The sequence below is a fragment of the Streptomyces corchorusii genome, assembly GCF_001514055.1.
Classification (GTDB): domain Bacteria; phylum Actinomycetota; class Actinomycetes; order Streptomycetales; family Streptomycetaceae; genus Streptomyces; species Streptomyces olivaceoviridis.
Map to the genome: position 1 here is coordinate 227,399 of NZ_KQ948364.1, position 13,076 is coordinate 240,474.

14 protein-coding genes are annotated in these 13,076 nt (G+C 74.1%); 4 read left to right on the plus strand and 10 right to left on the minus strand.

From position 1 onward, the window contains the following. Nucleotides 1-2: 2 nt before the first annotated feature. The 3 genes from AQJ11_RS32520 to AQJ11_RS52805 form a co-directional block, all read right to left on the minus strand. Nucleotides 3-740 carry an ABC transporter ATP-binding protein gene (locus AQJ11_RS32520; RefSeq protein WP_059265540.1) on the minus strand — a complete coding sequence of 246 codons (738 nt, stop codon included), beginning with the start codon at nt 738-740 and terminating at the stop codon, nt 3-5. Then, complete coding sequence (locus tag AQJ11_RS32525; protein ID WP_059265541.1) at nt 713-1,615, minus strand: ABC transporter permease; 903 nt, start codon at nt 1,613-1,615, stop codon at nt 713-715. Before AQJ11_RS32525 ends, AQJ11_RS32520 begins: the two co-directional genes overlap by 28 nt. Before the next feature lie 163 nt (nt 1,616-1,778). Continuing rightward, on the minus strand, nt 1,779-1,862 hold the full coding sequence (locus tag AQJ11_RS52805) for a putative leader peptide (RefSeq protein WP_349817350.1): 84 nt from the start codon (nt 1,860-1,862) through the stop codon (nt 1,779-1,781). Nucleotides 1,863-1,984: 122 nt separating this feature from the next. Here AQJ11_RS52805 and AQJ11_RS32530 point away from each other — a divergent pair, with 122 nt between their 5' ends. Next, entirely contained in the window at nt 1,985-2,407 is a 423-nt protein-coding gene (locus AQJ11_RS32530; RefSeq protein WP_041664997.1) for a secondary thiamine-phosphate synthase enzyme YjbQ, read from the plus strand. Between the two features lie 112 nt (nt 2,408-2,519). Here the strand turns inward: AQJ11_RS32530 and AQJ11_RS32535 are convergent, their stop codons facing one another. Then, the gene (locus AQJ11_RS32535) at nt 2,520-3,335 is read right to left on the minus strand and encodes a helix-turn-helix transcriptional regulator (protein WP_059265542.1); all 816 of its coding nucleotides are present in this window, start codon (nt 3,333-3,335) and stop codon (nt 2,520-2,522) included. Nucleotides 3,336-3,602: 267 nt separating this feature from the next. Beyond that, on the minus strand, nt 3,603-4,004 hold the full coding sequence (locus AQJ11_RS32540) for a DUF5997 family protein (protein ID WP_014671193.1): 402 nt from the start codon (nt 4,002-4,004) through the stop codon (nt 3,603-3,605). A 303-nt stretch (nt 4,005-4,307) separates the two neighbouring features. Between AQJ11_RS32540 and AQJ11_RS32545 the strand changes: the two genes are divergently transcribed. After that, nucleotides 4,308-5,123, plus strand: a complete 816-nt coding sequence (locus AQJ11_RS32545; RefSeq protein ID WP_059265543.1) for a LysR family substrate-binding domain-containing protein — start codon at nt 4,308-4,310, stop codon at nt 5,121-5,123. A 5-nt stretch (nt 5,124-5,128) separates the two neighbouring features. On the opposite strand, the gene AQJ11_RS32550 is transcribed toward AQJ11_RS32545, so the two are convergent. From AQJ11_RS32550 to AQJ11_RS32560, 3 genes are all read right to left on the minus strand, one after another. After that, nucleotides 5,129-6,628, minus strand: coding sequence for an MFS transporter (locus AQJ11_RS32550; RefSeq protein ID WP_059265544.1), 1,500 nt, complete (start codon nt 6,626-6,628; stop codon nt 5,129-5,131). Between the two features lie 273 nt (nt 6,629-6,901). After that, nucleotides 6,902-7,591 carry an HAD family hydrolase gene (locus tag AQJ11_RS32555; RefSeq protein ID WP_014671189.1) on the minus strand — a complete coding sequence of 230 codons (690 nt, stop codon included), beginning with the start codon at nt 7,589-7,591 and terminating at the stop codon, nt 6,902-6,904. Between the two features lie 20 nt (nt 7,592-7,611). After that, complete coding sequence (locus AQJ11_RS32560; RefSeq protein ID WP_167360886.1) at nt 7,612-8,088, minus strand: Lrp/AsnC family transcriptional regulator; 477 nt, start codon at nt 8,086-8,088, stop codon at nt 7,612-7,614. 238 nt (nt 8,089-8,326) lie between these two features. Between AQJ11_RS32560 and AQJ11_RS32565 the strand changes: the two genes are divergently transcribed. Together AQJ11_RS32565 and AQJ11_RS32570 are read left to right on the plus strand one after the other, a co-directional pair. Further along, nucleotides 8,327-9,817, plus strand: coding sequence for an FUSC family protein (locus tag AQJ11_RS32565; protein WP_059265545.1), 1,491 nt, complete (start codon nt 8,327-8,329; stop codon nt 9,815-9,817). A gap of 168 nt (nt 9,818-9,985) precedes the next feature. Continuing rightward, nucleotides 9,986-11,023: a lactonase family protein gene (locus AQJ11_RS32570; protein WP_059265546.1), complete on the plus strand. Its 1,038-nt coding sequence runs from the start codon at nt 9,986-9,988 to the stop codon at nt 11,021-11,023. 135 nt (nt 11,024-11,158) lie between these two features. Here AQJ11_RS32570 and AQJ11_RS32575 read toward each other — a convergent pair whose 3' ends face one another. Beyond that, nucleotides 11,159-12,085, minus strand: coding sequence for a sirohydrochlorin chelatase (locus AQJ11_RS32575; protein ID WP_086011499.1), 927 nt, complete (start codon nt 12,083-12,085; stop codon nt 11,159-11,161). Between the two features lie 188 nt (nt 12,086-12,273). After that, on the minus strand, nt 12,274-12,951 hold the full coding sequence (locus AQJ11_RS32580) for a uracil-DNA glycosylase (RefSeq protein WP_014671184.1): 678 nt from the start codon (nt 12,949-12,951) through the stop codon (nt 12,274-12,276). Nucleotides 12,952-13,076 lie beyond the last annotated feature (125 nt).

Genomic DNA, 13,076 nt, shown 5'->3' on the forward strand with positions numbered 1-13,076 from the left:
GCTCAGGTGGCTGCGGCGGCGGTGTCGACACCGAGCCGCTCAAGCAGGCGGGCGCGCAGGGCGGCGAACCGGGGGTCGGTGATCTCACGCGGCCGGTCCAGGTCGATGTGCTGCTCATGGGCGATCCGCCCGCCGTCCATGACCAGGACGCGGTCGGCGAGCAGCACCGCTTCCTCGACGTCGTGCGTGACCAGCAGCACCGCGCAGCCCCGGCGCTGCCACACCTCCCCGACCAGGCGCTGCGCCTTGATCCGGGTGAGCGCGTCGAGGGCGCCGAACGGCTCGTCGAGCAGGAGCAGATCGGGCTCGCGCACCAGCGCGCGGGCGAGCGAGGCACGCTGGGCCTCGCCTCCGGACAGGGTCTTCGGCCAGGCGTCGACGCGATGAGCGAGCCCGACCTCGTCCAGTGCCCGCTCGGCCACCACCCGTTCGGCGCGGCCCGGCAGCCCGAGCAGGACGTTGCGCCACACCTTCTTCCAGGGCATGAGCCGCGGTGCCTGGAAGGCGACGGCCCGGCGGCGCGGGACCAGGGCCGTGCCCTCGATGTCCCGGTCGAGGCCCGCGAGGATGCGCAGCAGGGTGGACTTGCCGCAGCCGCTGCGCCCGAGCAGGGCGACGAACTCGCCGGGTGCGATGTCGAGTCGGAGGTCGTCGATGACCGCGCGGCCGTCGAAGGAGCGGGTCAGCCCCTCGACATGGACCGCGGGTCGGGTCACCGTCCGGTGAACGTCGGTCGCCATTGCAGCAGCAGCCTTTCGAGGGAGCGGACGATGAAGTCGGCGAGCAGGCCGAGGAAGGCGTAGAGGATCAGGCAGACCACGATCACATCGGTCCGCAGGAAGTCCCGCGCCTGCACCATCAGAAACCCGATGCCGGCGTCGGCGTTGACCTGCTCGGCGAAGACGAGCGCGAGCCAGGCGATGCCGAGCGAGTAGCGCAGTCCGGTCAGCGCCCCGGGGAGCGCGCCCGGCAGTACCACGTGCCGTACCAGGCCCCAGCGGGACAGGCCCAACGACTCACCGGCCTCGATGAGTTGGGTGTCCACCCCGCGGATGCCGGCGTAGACGTTGAGGTAGAGCGGGAAGGTCACGCCGAGCGTGATGATCGCGATCTTCGGGGTCTCGCCGATGCCGAACCAGATGATGAACAGCGGGATGAGACCGACGAACGGTACGGTGCGCAGCATCTGCACCGGCGCGTCCACCAGGTCCTCACCGATCCGGAACAGCCCCGCGAGCAGGGCGAGTCCGGTGCCGATGGCCGTGCCGAACAGCAACCCGAACGCGACGCGCCGGAGTGAGGTCGCCATGGCCGAGGGCAGCGAACCGTCGGCGATCAGATCCCAGCCGACCTGCGCGATGCGACCGGGCGAGGCGAGTACATCGGCTGCCAGCACGCCGGTGGCGCTGAGGACCTGCCACAGGGCCAGCAGCAGGAGCGGGCCGGTGGTCCGGCGCAGCCAGCGCGGGACCCGGGCGCGACGGGCGGAGGCGGGAACGACGGGCTGGAGGGCGGGGGAGGCGGGGCCGGAAGCGTCCGCGGCGGGCGCTTCGGACATGGACGTACCCGAAATGTCGGGCTCAGGGGAGTGGGGTGGGGCATGGCTGATGCTCATGAATGCTCCACGGGCAGAGAGCGAGGGGTGGGGGAGGCGCGGCCCGGCGCCGTTACGTCATGCCCCGATCAACAACGACCGGGTGGGAGGTGACGAACGGACGCACCGCGGGACACCCCGCGGCAGAAAAAGCCGCGAAGGGAAGGAGGAAGGGGGAAGGGCGTCAGCAGCCGCGGCGACACGCGGCGGAGGCCACCCGCAGCAGGTCGATGTGACCGCGCGTGGTGAGCAGGGCTGAACGCAACATGCCGCAGAACGTAGCCAGACGGTGGCGGACAGGTCAACGGCGTCTCGTCCTGTGGACCGTGCGTATCAGAAAACGCGGGTGCCGAGGGGTGTGGGAACCGGCGTACGGGTCAGGATGAGGGCATGTCCGATGCCTTCACCACACGCGTGCTGAACGTCTCCACCGGTAGCCGGGAACGCGTCGTCGACCTCACCGCCGACTGCGAGGAATTCCTGCGGGAGGCGGCGGCCGGCCGCGACGGTCTGCTCAACATCTTCGTCCCGCACGCCACCGCCGGAATCGCCGTCATCGAGACGGGTGCCGGCAGCGACGACGACCTCCTCGCCGCCCTGCACACCCTGCTCCCCGCCGACGACCGCTGGCAGCACCGGCACGGCAGCCCCGGCCACGGCCGTGACCACGTCCTGCCTGCCATCGTGCCGCCGCACGCGACCCTCCCGGTGATCGACGGACGCCTGGAGCTGGGCACCTGGCAGTCGGTGTGTCTGGTGGACACCAACAAGGACAACGCCCACCGCAAGGTGCGGCTGAGCTTCCTGGGCTGAGCCGCCTACGCCGAGTTCCCAGGCCGAGCTTCCCCGGCTGCGTTTCCCAGGCCGAGGTTCCCGCTCTCACCGGACCGGGCTTCGCCGGCTCACCGAAGGCCCTGGTGCCGGGTCACGAAGAGCGAGCCCGGATGGCCTCGGCCCGGCCGGGCGTCGGCACCAGGCCGAGCCGCTGCGCACGCAGCACCGTGCCGACGCGGTCGCGGGTGCCCAGCTTGCGGTAGATGTTCTCCACGTGCTTGTGCACCGTGCGGACCGAGATGCCGAGACGGCGGCCGATGGCGTCGGCGGTGAGCGCGTCCGTGAGCAGCAGCAGGACGGCCGTCTCGCGCGGGGTCAGCGCGCAGTCCGCCGCCCGCTGGTCCGGCGCGCCGGCCGGACCGAGCGCCCGCCGCCACTCCTCCAGCAGGTGCCGCTGCCGCTCGACCGCCGCCAGCAGCGGCTGCGCGCGCTCGGCGATGGCCAGGTGGTCGTCACTGAAGTCCGTACCGGCGCGGTACACCAGGCATCCGGTGATCGGGGCGGCGCTTCCCGGCAGTGGCACGCCCAGCACATGGTCGACGTCGAGCGCCTCGCGGAGCATGCGGGCCGTCGGGCTGGAGGGCCAGGTACGGCCCGCCGCCCGGTGCGCGCTGACCGGCGTCCGGTCGGTTCCGGCCGCGTAGTGACCGGCGAAGGGATAGCCTGCCCGCAGCAGGCCCAGGTCGGCGTCCCCGAGCCGGGCCAGCTCAGCGGCGGCGGCATCCGGCACCGTGCCGAGCGTGCCCTCGCTCTCGCTCCACTCGTCCAGCTTGTGGATGACCGCCTCGCCGCCGCACACGACCGCCAGCGTGCCGGCCAGCATCGGCCACAGCCGCTCGGGTTCCCGTTCGTGCAGTGCCGCCACGGCGACGGCCGTCATGCGCTCGTAGGCCTTCTCCAGCCGCACGGGTTCCTCTCCGGTTGCCTTGCGTACCCGTCCTCTCCGTCGGCGTACGCAGTTGTACGCATATCCCTGCGGTCCCCGGCTGTCGCACACTTCAACCCGGCGACACCGGCCCGGTCGGACACAGCGTGTCCGAGGGGCCGCCGGCACGGGGGAACGGCGGCCCGTCCGGTGTCGCCCTCCGCGTACCCGCTCCTCACCCGGCCGTTCCACCGGCAACGGGCAACGCCCCCCGGGCGGAGCCGGAGGGCGTCGGGACGGGTGGACGGATCAGCCGCGCTCGGCGCGACCTTCCGCCTTCTCCTTCTTCAGGTTCTTGAGCCGCGCGGCCTCCTTGCGGACCTCCGCCTGGGTGGCGCGCTCCTTCTCCAGCCACTCGGGCCGCTCCTGCCTGAGCGCCTCGATCTGCTCGGTGGTCAGCGGCTCGGTGACGCCGCCCCGGGCGAGACCCGCGATGGACACGCCCAGCCTCGCGGCCACCACCGGACGCGGGTGGGGACCGGCGGTCCGCAGCTCGCGCAGCCACTCCGGCGGGTTGGCCTGCAACTCGTTCAGCTCGGCGCGCGTGACCACACCCTCCTGGAAGGAGGCGGGGGTGGCGGGGAGGTACACACCCAGCTTCTTCGCCGCGGTCGCGGGCTTCATCGTCTGGGTGTTCTGCTGCGACTTCATGCCCTCCAGGGTATCGGCCGCGTGCGGGAGGGCCGACCACGGCCGGTGACGAGCGCCTGGACGGCGGCCTGCGCCGGAACACAGGCGGCGCCTGCCGGCGAGGCCCGGTGCCGTGCGGGAGGCGGGTGCCTGCCGGCGAGGCCCGGTGTCATAGGGGAGGCGGGCGCCGGCCGGCGGGGGTGGGCGGGGACGGTGACGGCGGCGGAGGCGGGGGCCTGCCCGCGAGGCCCGGTGGGGCCGGTGGCGGAGAGCCGTGCCCCGGCCCGGGGCGGAGGGCTCCGGCCGGGCCGGTAACCTGGCCTGATGACAGGCTCGGAGGATTCACCGTCGTTCCGGCTCGCGTACGTTCCCGGAGTGACGCCCGCCAAGTGGGTGAGGATCTGGAACGAGCGCCTGCCCGGCATCCCGCTCACCCTGGTCCAGGTCCCGGCCACCGAGGTGCCCGAGCTGCTGCGCGCGGGCGAGGCCGACGCGGGCTTCGTCCGGCTGCCGGTGGACCGCACGTTCTTCAGCGCGATCCCGCTCTACACCGAGACCACGGTGGTCGTCGTCCCCAAGGACCACCTGCTCACGGCGGCGGACGAGGTGACCCTGGCCGACCTCGCCGACGAGGTGCTCTTCCACCCCCTGGACGACGTCCTCGGCTGGGACGCCCCGCCCGGTGAACCGGCCTTCGAGCGGCCCGCGACCACCCCGGACGCCATCGAACTGGTGGCGGCGAACGTCGGCCTCCTGGTCGTCCCGCAGTCCCTGGCCCGCCTGTACCACCGCCGGGACCTCACCTACCGCCCGGTCGTCGACGCCCCGCAGTCGAGCGTCGCCCTGTCCTGGCCGGAGGAGGCCACCACCGACCTGGTGGAGGAGTTCATCGGCATCGTGCGCGGACGCACGGTCAACAGCACCAGGGGTCGTACGGCGGTGAAGTCCTCGGCCGACGAGCAGCGCAAGCGCTCCGACCAGGGCGGCACCCGCCAGGCACCGGCCGCGAAGTCGCAGGCCAAGTCGTCCGGGAAGCCGTTGGCGGGGTCCTCGGGCAAGCCTGGTGGCCGTACGGCACGCTCCCGCACGGGCGGCGGGGGCAAGCCGGCCAAGCGGGGGAAGCCGCGCCGGAGGTCGTGAGGCCCTTACGGACCGGGCCGCACCCCCTCCACGGCGCCTCCCTCGTCCCAGCCCCGCCCGACTGGCTCCGCGGCCTTCTCCGGTTCCGGGCGCACCTGGCGTTCGCGCAGGTCGGCGACCGCGAGCACGAGTGCGACGAGGATGATCCCCGCGACGGCGAGCAGCCCGAGCTGGAGCGCCGTGTCCGCGCGGCCGTGATTGGCGAGGTGGGCGAAGTACACCGCGCTCACCACCGCGATCCCGGCCGCCGAGCCGACGCGCTGGCCCGTTTGGAGGACACCACCGGCCGCGCCCGCCCGGTGCACGGGGACGCGGGTGAGGGTGAGGGTGGTGTTCGGGGAGACGGTCAGGCCGGACCCGATGCCGCCGATGAGCAGGGGCAGTGCCGACGCCCATCCCACGTTCCGTCCCGGCACCAGCTCCACCGCCGCCACGACCCCGAGCACGCCCAGGGCCACCCCGGCCAGCCCGATGACGACCAGCTTGCGGCCGAAGCGCACCACCAGCCGGCCGCCGAGGGCGGCGCCGACCGCCGAGGCCGCCGCGAAGGGCAGGACCGTGAGCCCCGAGGCCAGCGCGCTGTATCCGACGCCGTTCTGGAGGTACAGGGCGTAGAGGAAGAAGACCGTGGTGAAGCCCGCGAAGTAGCTGAGGCTGATCAGGGCGCCGATCGTGAAGGAGCGCAGGGAGAACAGCGCCAGGTCGACCAGCGGGGCCCGCCCGAGCCGCCCCTGTCGTCTTTCCCACGCCCAGAACGCGCCCAGCAGCACCAGGGCCAGCGGCATCAGCGCCCACTTCTCCCGGCCGGTCCACTGCTGCTCCTGGACCAGCGGCAGCATGAGCGCGAGCACGCCCGCGCCGAGGAGGAACACTCCGAACAGGTCGAACTCCTCGTGCTTCCCCGTCGCCGGGAAACGCGGCAGCAGCCGCAGGCCCGCGACGAAGGCGGCCACCCCGATCGGCAGGTTGACGAAGAACACCCAGCGCCAGCCGTCGTCGGTGCCGGCGGCATCGATCAGCAGGCCGCCCGCCAGCGGGCCCGTCGCCGTGGACACCCCGATGACGGTGCCGAGCACACCGAAGGCCTTGGCCCGCTCGGAGCTCTGGAACATCTGCTGGATCAGCCCCGAGGTCTGCGGCGCGACGATGCCCGCCGCCGCGCCCTGGATCAGCCGGAACACCACCAGCCAGCCGGTACCGGGCGCGAACCCGCACGCCGCCGAGGCCACCGTGAACAGGGCCAGCCCGAAGAGGAAGGCCTGGCGCCGGCCACGCATGTCGCCCAGCCGGCCGGCCGGGACCAGCGCCAGTCCGAAGGTGAGGGCGTACCCGGAGACCACCCATGCCTGGGTCGCCTCCGAGGCACCGAGTCCGCGCTCCAGCGAGGGCAGCGCCACGTTCACGATCGAGGTGTCGAGGAGCGAGATGAAGCCCGCTGCCAGACAGACCCCGAGCGCCTTCCACCGCCGCTCGTCGGGGGCGGGCCGGGCCTGTTCTGTGCTCATGAGGTCACGCTATGCAGTCATCGCCGTGCCCGCACGCCGGGAACGACCGTGCGCGAAGCCGGATGCGCCCCCCGGTTCTTCCGCCGCGCCTCGCCGTCCGCCCGTGCCGTCCGTCCCTCGGGCGCCCAGGCGCCCGCGGTCTTCTCCGGATGGACGGACCGCGTGCCCTTGCTCCGAAAGGGCGCCGCCGCCCCCCCACCGGGCCGAGCGGCGGACGCGGGCGTGCGGTTCCTTCCAGGCAGGGGCGACCCGGTGCCGTGACGAACGGGTTGATCAGCGGGCCGTGTCCCGCAGCCACGCGTACGCCGACCGCGCCGTGAACTCGGCCTGGCCGCCCGGCAGGAGCAGGGTCGCGGTGCCGAATCCGGGGGCGTCGGCCTGGGCGGGGACGTACGGGACGGCCAGGCAGCGCATGCCGGCCGCGTGGGCGGCGGCAGCCCCGGGGGCCGCGTCCTCCAGGACCACGCAGTCGGCCGGGTCCGCGCCGAGCCGGCGGGCCGCCTCCAGGAAGACGTCGGGGGCCGGCTTGCCGTGCGGGACCTCGTCGGCGGAGACCACCGTGCGCAGGAAGGCGTCCAGGCCGGTGCCCGCCAGGATCGCCCCGATGGCCTTCGGGGAGGAGCCCGACGCCACCGCCATCGGGACGTTCTCCGCGGCCAGCAGCTCCACGAACGCGCGCATCTCCGGGTACGCGCGCGTGCGGGTGCGGGCCAGCTCCAGATAGCGGCGGTCCGTCGCGGCCAGCAGCTCCGCCGCCGAGGCACGCAGGCCGTAGCGCTCCCGCCACATCGTCACCGTCTCCCGGGTGCTGATGCCGACGTAGCGCTCGTGGTCCTCCCAGGTGAAGTCCGGGACGCCGTGCTCGGCCAGCGTCTGCCGGCTCGCCTCGTAGTAGTTCGGCTCGCTGTCCACCAGCGTTCCGTCGAGATCGAAGATGACCGAGAGGGCGCCGAGATCGCTCATGGCGTCCAGGATGCCAAGCGTCAGGAGGGGGCTGCCCGGCCCACCGACTCCACCAGGGGCAGCAGCCGGTACGGGACGCGCTCGCGCAGCGCCACCTCGGTACGGGTGCGCACCACGCCCGGGAGGCTGATCAGCTTCTGGATCACGTCCTCCAGGTGGGCGTTGTCCCGGCCCACCACGCGCGCGAGCAGGTCTCCGCCACCGGTGATCGAGAAGGCCTCCACGATCTCGGGTACGGCCGCCAGCGCGTCCCCCACGTCGTCAAGATGGCCCTGGGTGACCTCGATGTGCACGAACGCCAGCACCGGGTGGCCGAGCGCGGCCGGGGACAGGGAGGGACCCGTGCCGGTGATCACGCCCTCCCGTTCCATCCGGTCCAGCCGGGCCTGGAGCGTGCCGCGGGCCACGCCGAGGATGCGGGCGTACTCGCGCACGCTGGTGCGCGGCTGCTCCAGGAGCAGCCGCAGGATGCGGGTGTCGAGCGCGTCCACGGTCATGATGGACGACTGTACCAATGGTCCAGGTGGGCCGGACCCGGGCGTGCCGCCCTACCTGGCCCGATGGCATTCCGGTGAGCGCGGGTGCCGAACCGGAGCTGTGCCATTGGCTCAGCGATTCGCGTCACACTTGAGCCAGTTACCTCGGTGATGCTCTTATGGACGTGTCGATGGCGCTGCGGATCCCCGCGGCGCCTTTTCTGTGCCGGTGCACCCACGCACCCAGGGGAGGGCAGCAGTGCTGAAGAGGATGTTCGTGGCTCCGGACCCGGGACGGGCGCGGTTGCGCTTCGCCGCGCGGGCCGTCCTCGGCATCGGACTGGCGGTGGTGGTCTGCGGGCTCGCCGGACACTCCCTCGCCGGTGCGGTCACCGGCGGCCTCGCCGCGCTGCTCGCGCTGTTCACCGTCGCCGACCCGACCGTGCGCGGGCAGGCGGTCACCACCGCGCTGCTGCCCCTCGTGGGCGTGCCGGTGCTCGCTGCCGCGGCCGGGCTGCACGGCCACCCCGTCGCCCGCGGCCTCACCTTCCTGGCCGTCGTCGGCGCCGGCGTCTACGCCCGCCGGTGGGGGCCGCGCGGGCACAGCCTCGGCGTGTTCGCCTTCATGACGTTCTTCGTGGCCCAGTTCCTGCACGCCGCCCCGGGGCAGCTGCCGGAGCTGTACGCCGCCGTGCTGCTCTCCGTGCTCAGCGCGGCCGTCGTACGGTTCGGCCTCTGGTGCTACGAGCGCCGGCTGCCCCCGGCCGCCGTACCGGCCCCGCCCGCCGGGACCGGGCTGGCCCGGGTGACCACCCGGCAGGCCGTCCAGGCCGTCGCCGGCGCCGGGTTCGCGCTGGTCGTGGGCCAGCTGGTGTCCGGGCAGCGCTGGTACTGGGCCGTCGGCGCCACCTGGTGGATCTTCGTCAACACCGCCTCGCGCGGTGAGACGCTGGTCCGCGGCTTCCGCCGGGTCCTCGGCACGGTCATCGGCATCTGCCTGGGCTTCTTGATCGCCGTCCCGGTGCACGGCGCGCCCCTGCCGACGGCCGTCCTCGTCGCGGTCGCCGTGTTCGGCATCTTCTACACGGCCGCCGTCTCCTACACCTGGATGATGCTCTGGGTGACCCTGCTCGCCGAGTCCCTGTACGGCCTCCTCGGCGTCCTGAGCCCCGGACTGCTCGCGCTGCGGCTCGTCGAGACCGGTGTCGGGGCGCTCGGCGCCGCGCTCGCCGTCCTGTTCGTGCTGCCGGTCACCACGCACGCCACCACCGACGCCTGGATCCAGCGGGCCCTGCGCTGTGTGCACGCCTGCACGGCCGAGGCCGCCGCCCGCCTCGCCGGCTCCGCCACCGCCGACCCCGCGCCGCGCGTGGCCGAACTGGAGCAGCTGCTCGGCCGGGTCCGGCTCTCGGTGGCCCCGCTGGTGCACCCGCTGAACCCGATGCCGGCGCGCAAGGCGCGGGCCCGCCGGGTCCTGGCGCTCCTCGACGACTGCGCCCACCAGATACGGGGCCTGGTCGCGGTCGCCGCCGACCCCGAGGCCTCCCACGACGCCCGTCTCGCCGCCGCCTGCTGGCGGGTGGAGGCCGCCGTGGAGGCGCTCACCGACGGCCGTGCCGAACCCCTGCGCCACCCCGCCGAGCCGCCCGCCGAACCCGCCCTGGCGCATCTGCACGGCCTGGAGCGCGCGCTCGCCGAGCTCGCGGAGCCGCTGCGCACACCGCCGGGCCCCCGGCTGGCCGGGGCGTGACCGGGCGGGGCGCACGAGACCTGAACGCGCCCCCGCTTGAGCGGGGAAGTGCGCCAACTCCCGGAAGAACCGCCCTGCCACCCCGGCCGCTTGGTCTAGACCTCGACTGATCGACTGCTACCGTCGGCCCCGGACCGGCTCGACGGGCTCGACCGAGAGGGGACAGCGGTGGTACAGGACGGCAGCGCGGGCAGGCGCCGGGCGTTCATCGGATCGTTCACGGCGGCGGGCGGCCCGGGACTGGTGACCGCCGAGGTCGCGCCGGGGACCGGGGCGCTCACCCTCGTCTTCGCCGTGCAGGACGTCCCCGACCCGTCCTACCTGGCCCTGTCACCCGACGGGCACATGCTCTACGCGGTCAGCGAGACGGCCGAGGGCGCCGTCGCCGCCTACCGCGTCACCGGTCAGCGGCTCGCACCCGCCGGACCCCCGGTGCCGGTGGCCGGCAGCGGCCCCACCCACCTCAGCCTGTACGACGGGCACGTGCTGACCGCCAACTACGGCTGCGGCAGCGTCACCGCCGTCCCCGTGCGCCCGGACGGCACGCTCGCCGGCGCGCCCTCCGGACGGCTCCAGCACACCGGCTCGGGACCGCACGACCGGCGTCAGCGCGGCCCGCACGCCCACCAGGTGCAGCCCGATCCCAGCGGGCGGTGGGCGGTCAGCGTCGATCTGGGAACCGACTCGGTGCGCGTGTGCACCCTCGCGGACGGCAGTCCCGCCGTGCACCGCGAGATCGCCCTGCGCCCCGGCTCCGGGCCGCGCCACCTCGCCTTCCACCCGGCCGGCGAGCACGCCTACGTGGTCAACGAGCTGACGCCGACGGTCACGGTGTGCCGCTGGGACGCCGCGAGCGGTCTCCTGAAGCCGCTGACCGAGGTACCCGTGCTGCCCGGCGCGCCCGCCGGCGACGCCTACCCGTCGGGAATCGTCGTCTCGCCCGACGGCCGCTTCGTGTGGACCGCGACCCGCGGCGAGGACGTCCTGTCCGTCTTCGCCGTCGAGGCGGACGGGCTCCGGCTGACCGCCACGGTGCCCTGCGGCGGGCGCTGGCCGCGCGCCCTGGCCGAGCACGACGGCTTCCTCTACGCCGCGAACGAGCGCTCCGGCGACGTGACCTGGTTCGCCGTGGGCAGGGCGACGGGCGTCCCCCGCTACGACGGCTCCGTACGGGTTCCGGCGGCCTCCTGCGTGGTCTTCGGCTGAGCGTGTGCCGCGGCTCCGCGGCTCCGCCACCCGGCTCGTGAGGCCGCGTCACCGAGCGCGCCGGGACCCTCGGTCAAGGCGAAGGGCCCGCTCCCGGACGGGAGCGGGCCCTGTCTCGTACAGGTGCCGAGGGCGTCAGCGGACCGGCGCGCTCTGCGGCTGCTGCGGGGCGATGCCCAGCGCCGTCGTGTACTTGGCGAGCGCGAGCTTGCCGATCGCCGGGTACGCGCCGAGCGGCTCGGACGTGGAGCAGCCCGCCTCCTCGGCGGCGGCGGCCAGCAGCGCCGGGTCGATCTCCGGGCCGATCAGGTACGGCGCCAGGGCCAGCTGCTGCGAGCCGGCGGAACGCAGCTGCTCGGCCACGGAGGTGATGGAGCCCTCCTGGTCCAGGGCCGCCGCCATCACCGGCACGGCCAGGCGCGCGGCGAGCAGCATGCCGGTGATCCCGGCCGCCTGGACGGCCTCCTCGCCGCCCACGGAGGCCAGGATGATGCCGTCCGCGGCGGTGGCCACGGTGAACAGCCGGGCGCGGTCGGCGCGGGCCAGGCCCGCCTCCGACAGCCGCACGTGCAGCGCCTCCGCGAGCAGCGGGTGCGGGCCGAGGACATCGGTCAGGTCGGCGGCGACCCGGCTGTCCATGACGGCCTGGCGGATCTGGCGCAGCAGCGCGCTGTCCGGACCGGCCAGCAGCGGGACGACGACGGCGACCGGGCCGTCGGGCTCCTTGATCCCCTCGACCCCGGCGGCGACGGCCTGCTCGTACCGGGCGGTGCGCTCCTCGGCGGCGCGCGCCAGCACGGAACGCAGCGCGGGGAACTCGGAGTCGTCCCCGTCCAGGTACCCGATCCGGGCGTCGAGGCCGGGCAGCTCGGAGCGGGCGATGCTCACGACCTCCTCGGCGAGGCTGCGCGTGGTGGTGCTGGGCACACCGGGCACCGCGAGGACGAGCGCGGGCGCGCCCTCGGGAGCCACCAGCGGTTCCGGACGGCGGTGCCGTCCGGGCTGGCGGGGTCGCGGCATTCGTACGGGCAGGCCGGACGCGGGTCCAGTGGGGGAGCTCATGGCGCCGCATGTTACTGGCTTCCTGGCCTCCGCCGTTCGGGGAGGGTGCAGGTGAGCGGTATCCGTCCTGTTTTGTCTGATGAGTTACGGCCGGGGGACGCGTGCGGCCGGCACGGGTGCCGGGCGTCGTGGCGGAACCGGAAACGGAACCGCTGGTCGGCGGCGGCGCGGAGCCGTGCCGGACGCGGTCACGGCAGACGCCAGTCCACCGGCTGTCCCCCCTGCTGGATCAGCAGGTCGTTGGCGCGGCTGAAGGGGCGCGAGCCGAAGAAGCCGCGGTCGGCCGACATCGGCGAGGGGTGCGCGGACTCGACCGCCGGCAGACGGCCCAGCAGCGGACGCAGATTGCGGGCGTCACGGCCCCACAGGATGGACACCAGCGGCTTGCCGCGTGCCGCCAGGGCCCGGATCGCCTGCTCGGTGACCTCTTCCCAGCCCTTGCCGCGATGCGCGCCCGGACTGCGCGGCGCGGTGGTGAGCGCCCGGTTCAGCAGCAGCACGCCCTGCTCGGTCCACGGCGTGAGGTCTCCGGTCGACGGCTGGGGCAGCCCCAGGTCGCCGGTCAGCTCACGGAAGATGTTGATCAGGCTGGGCGGCAGCGGGCGCACGTCGGGCGCCACGGAGAACGACAGGCCCACCGCGTGCCCCGGCGTGGGATACGGGTCCTGACCCACGATCAGGACCCGTACCTCGTCGAAGGGTTGCTGGAAGGCCCGTAGGACGTTCGGTCCGGCCGGGAGGTACGTGCGCCCCGCGGCGATCTCCGCGCGCAGGAAGTCGCCCATCGCGGCGATCCGTCCGGCGACGGGTTCCAGGGCCTTCGCCCAGCCCGGTTCGACGATTTCATGCAAGGGTCGTGGTGCCACGGGCGTCACCCTACTGCCGCACACCCGTCGCTGATCAACCGATGGCCGGAGTACGGCAGCGGGCGGCGCCTCGCCGCTGCCCGCCCGCGCGCGGGATCAGGCCACGACGGATCAGGCCACGACGG

Excerpts from the sequence above, each read along its gene's own strand:
- AQJ11_RS32520 (WP_059265540.1), bottom strand. The coding sequence starts at position 740 with ATGGCGACCGACGTTCACCGGACGGTGACCCGACCCGCGGTCCATGTC.
- AQJ11_RS32525 (WP_059265541.1), bottom strand. The coding sequence starts at position 1,615 with ATGAGCATCAGCCATGCCCCACCCCACTCCCCTGAGCCCGACATTTCG.
- AQJ11_RS52805 (WP_349817350.1), bottom strand. The coding sequence starts at position 1,862 with ATGTTGCGTTCAGCCCTGCTCACCACGCGCGGTCACATCGACCTGCTG.
- AQJ11_RS32530 (WP_041664997.1), top strand. The coding sequence starts at position 1,985 with ATGTCCGATGCCTTCACCACACGCGTGCTGAACGTCTCCACCGGTAGC.
- AQJ11_RS32540 (WP_014671193.1), bottom strand. The coding sequence starts at position 4,004 with ATGAAGTCGCAGCAGAACACCCAGACGATGAAGCCCGCGACCGCGGCG.
- AQJ11_RS32545 (WP_059265543.1), top strand. The coding sequence starts at position 4,308 with ATGACAGGCTCGGAGGATTCACCGTCGTTCCGGCTCGCGTACGTTCCC.
- AQJ11_RS32550 (WP_059265544.1), bottom strand. The coding sequence starts at position 6,628 with ATGAGCACAGAACAGGCCCGGCCCGCCCCCGACGAGCGGCGGTGGAAG.
- AQJ11_RS32555 (WP_014671189.1), bottom strand. The coding sequence starts at position 7,591 with ATGAGCGATCTCGGCGCCCTCTCGGTCATCTTCGATCTCGACGGAACG.
- AQJ11_RS32560 (WP_167360886.1), bottom strand. The coding sequence starts at position 8,088 with ATGACCGTGGACGCGCTCGACACCCGCATCCTGCGGCTGCTCCTGGAG.
- AQJ11_RS32575 (WP_086011499.1), bottom strand. The coding sequence starts at position 12,085 with ATGAGCTCCCCCACTGGACCCGCGTCCGGCCTGCCCGTACGAATGCCG.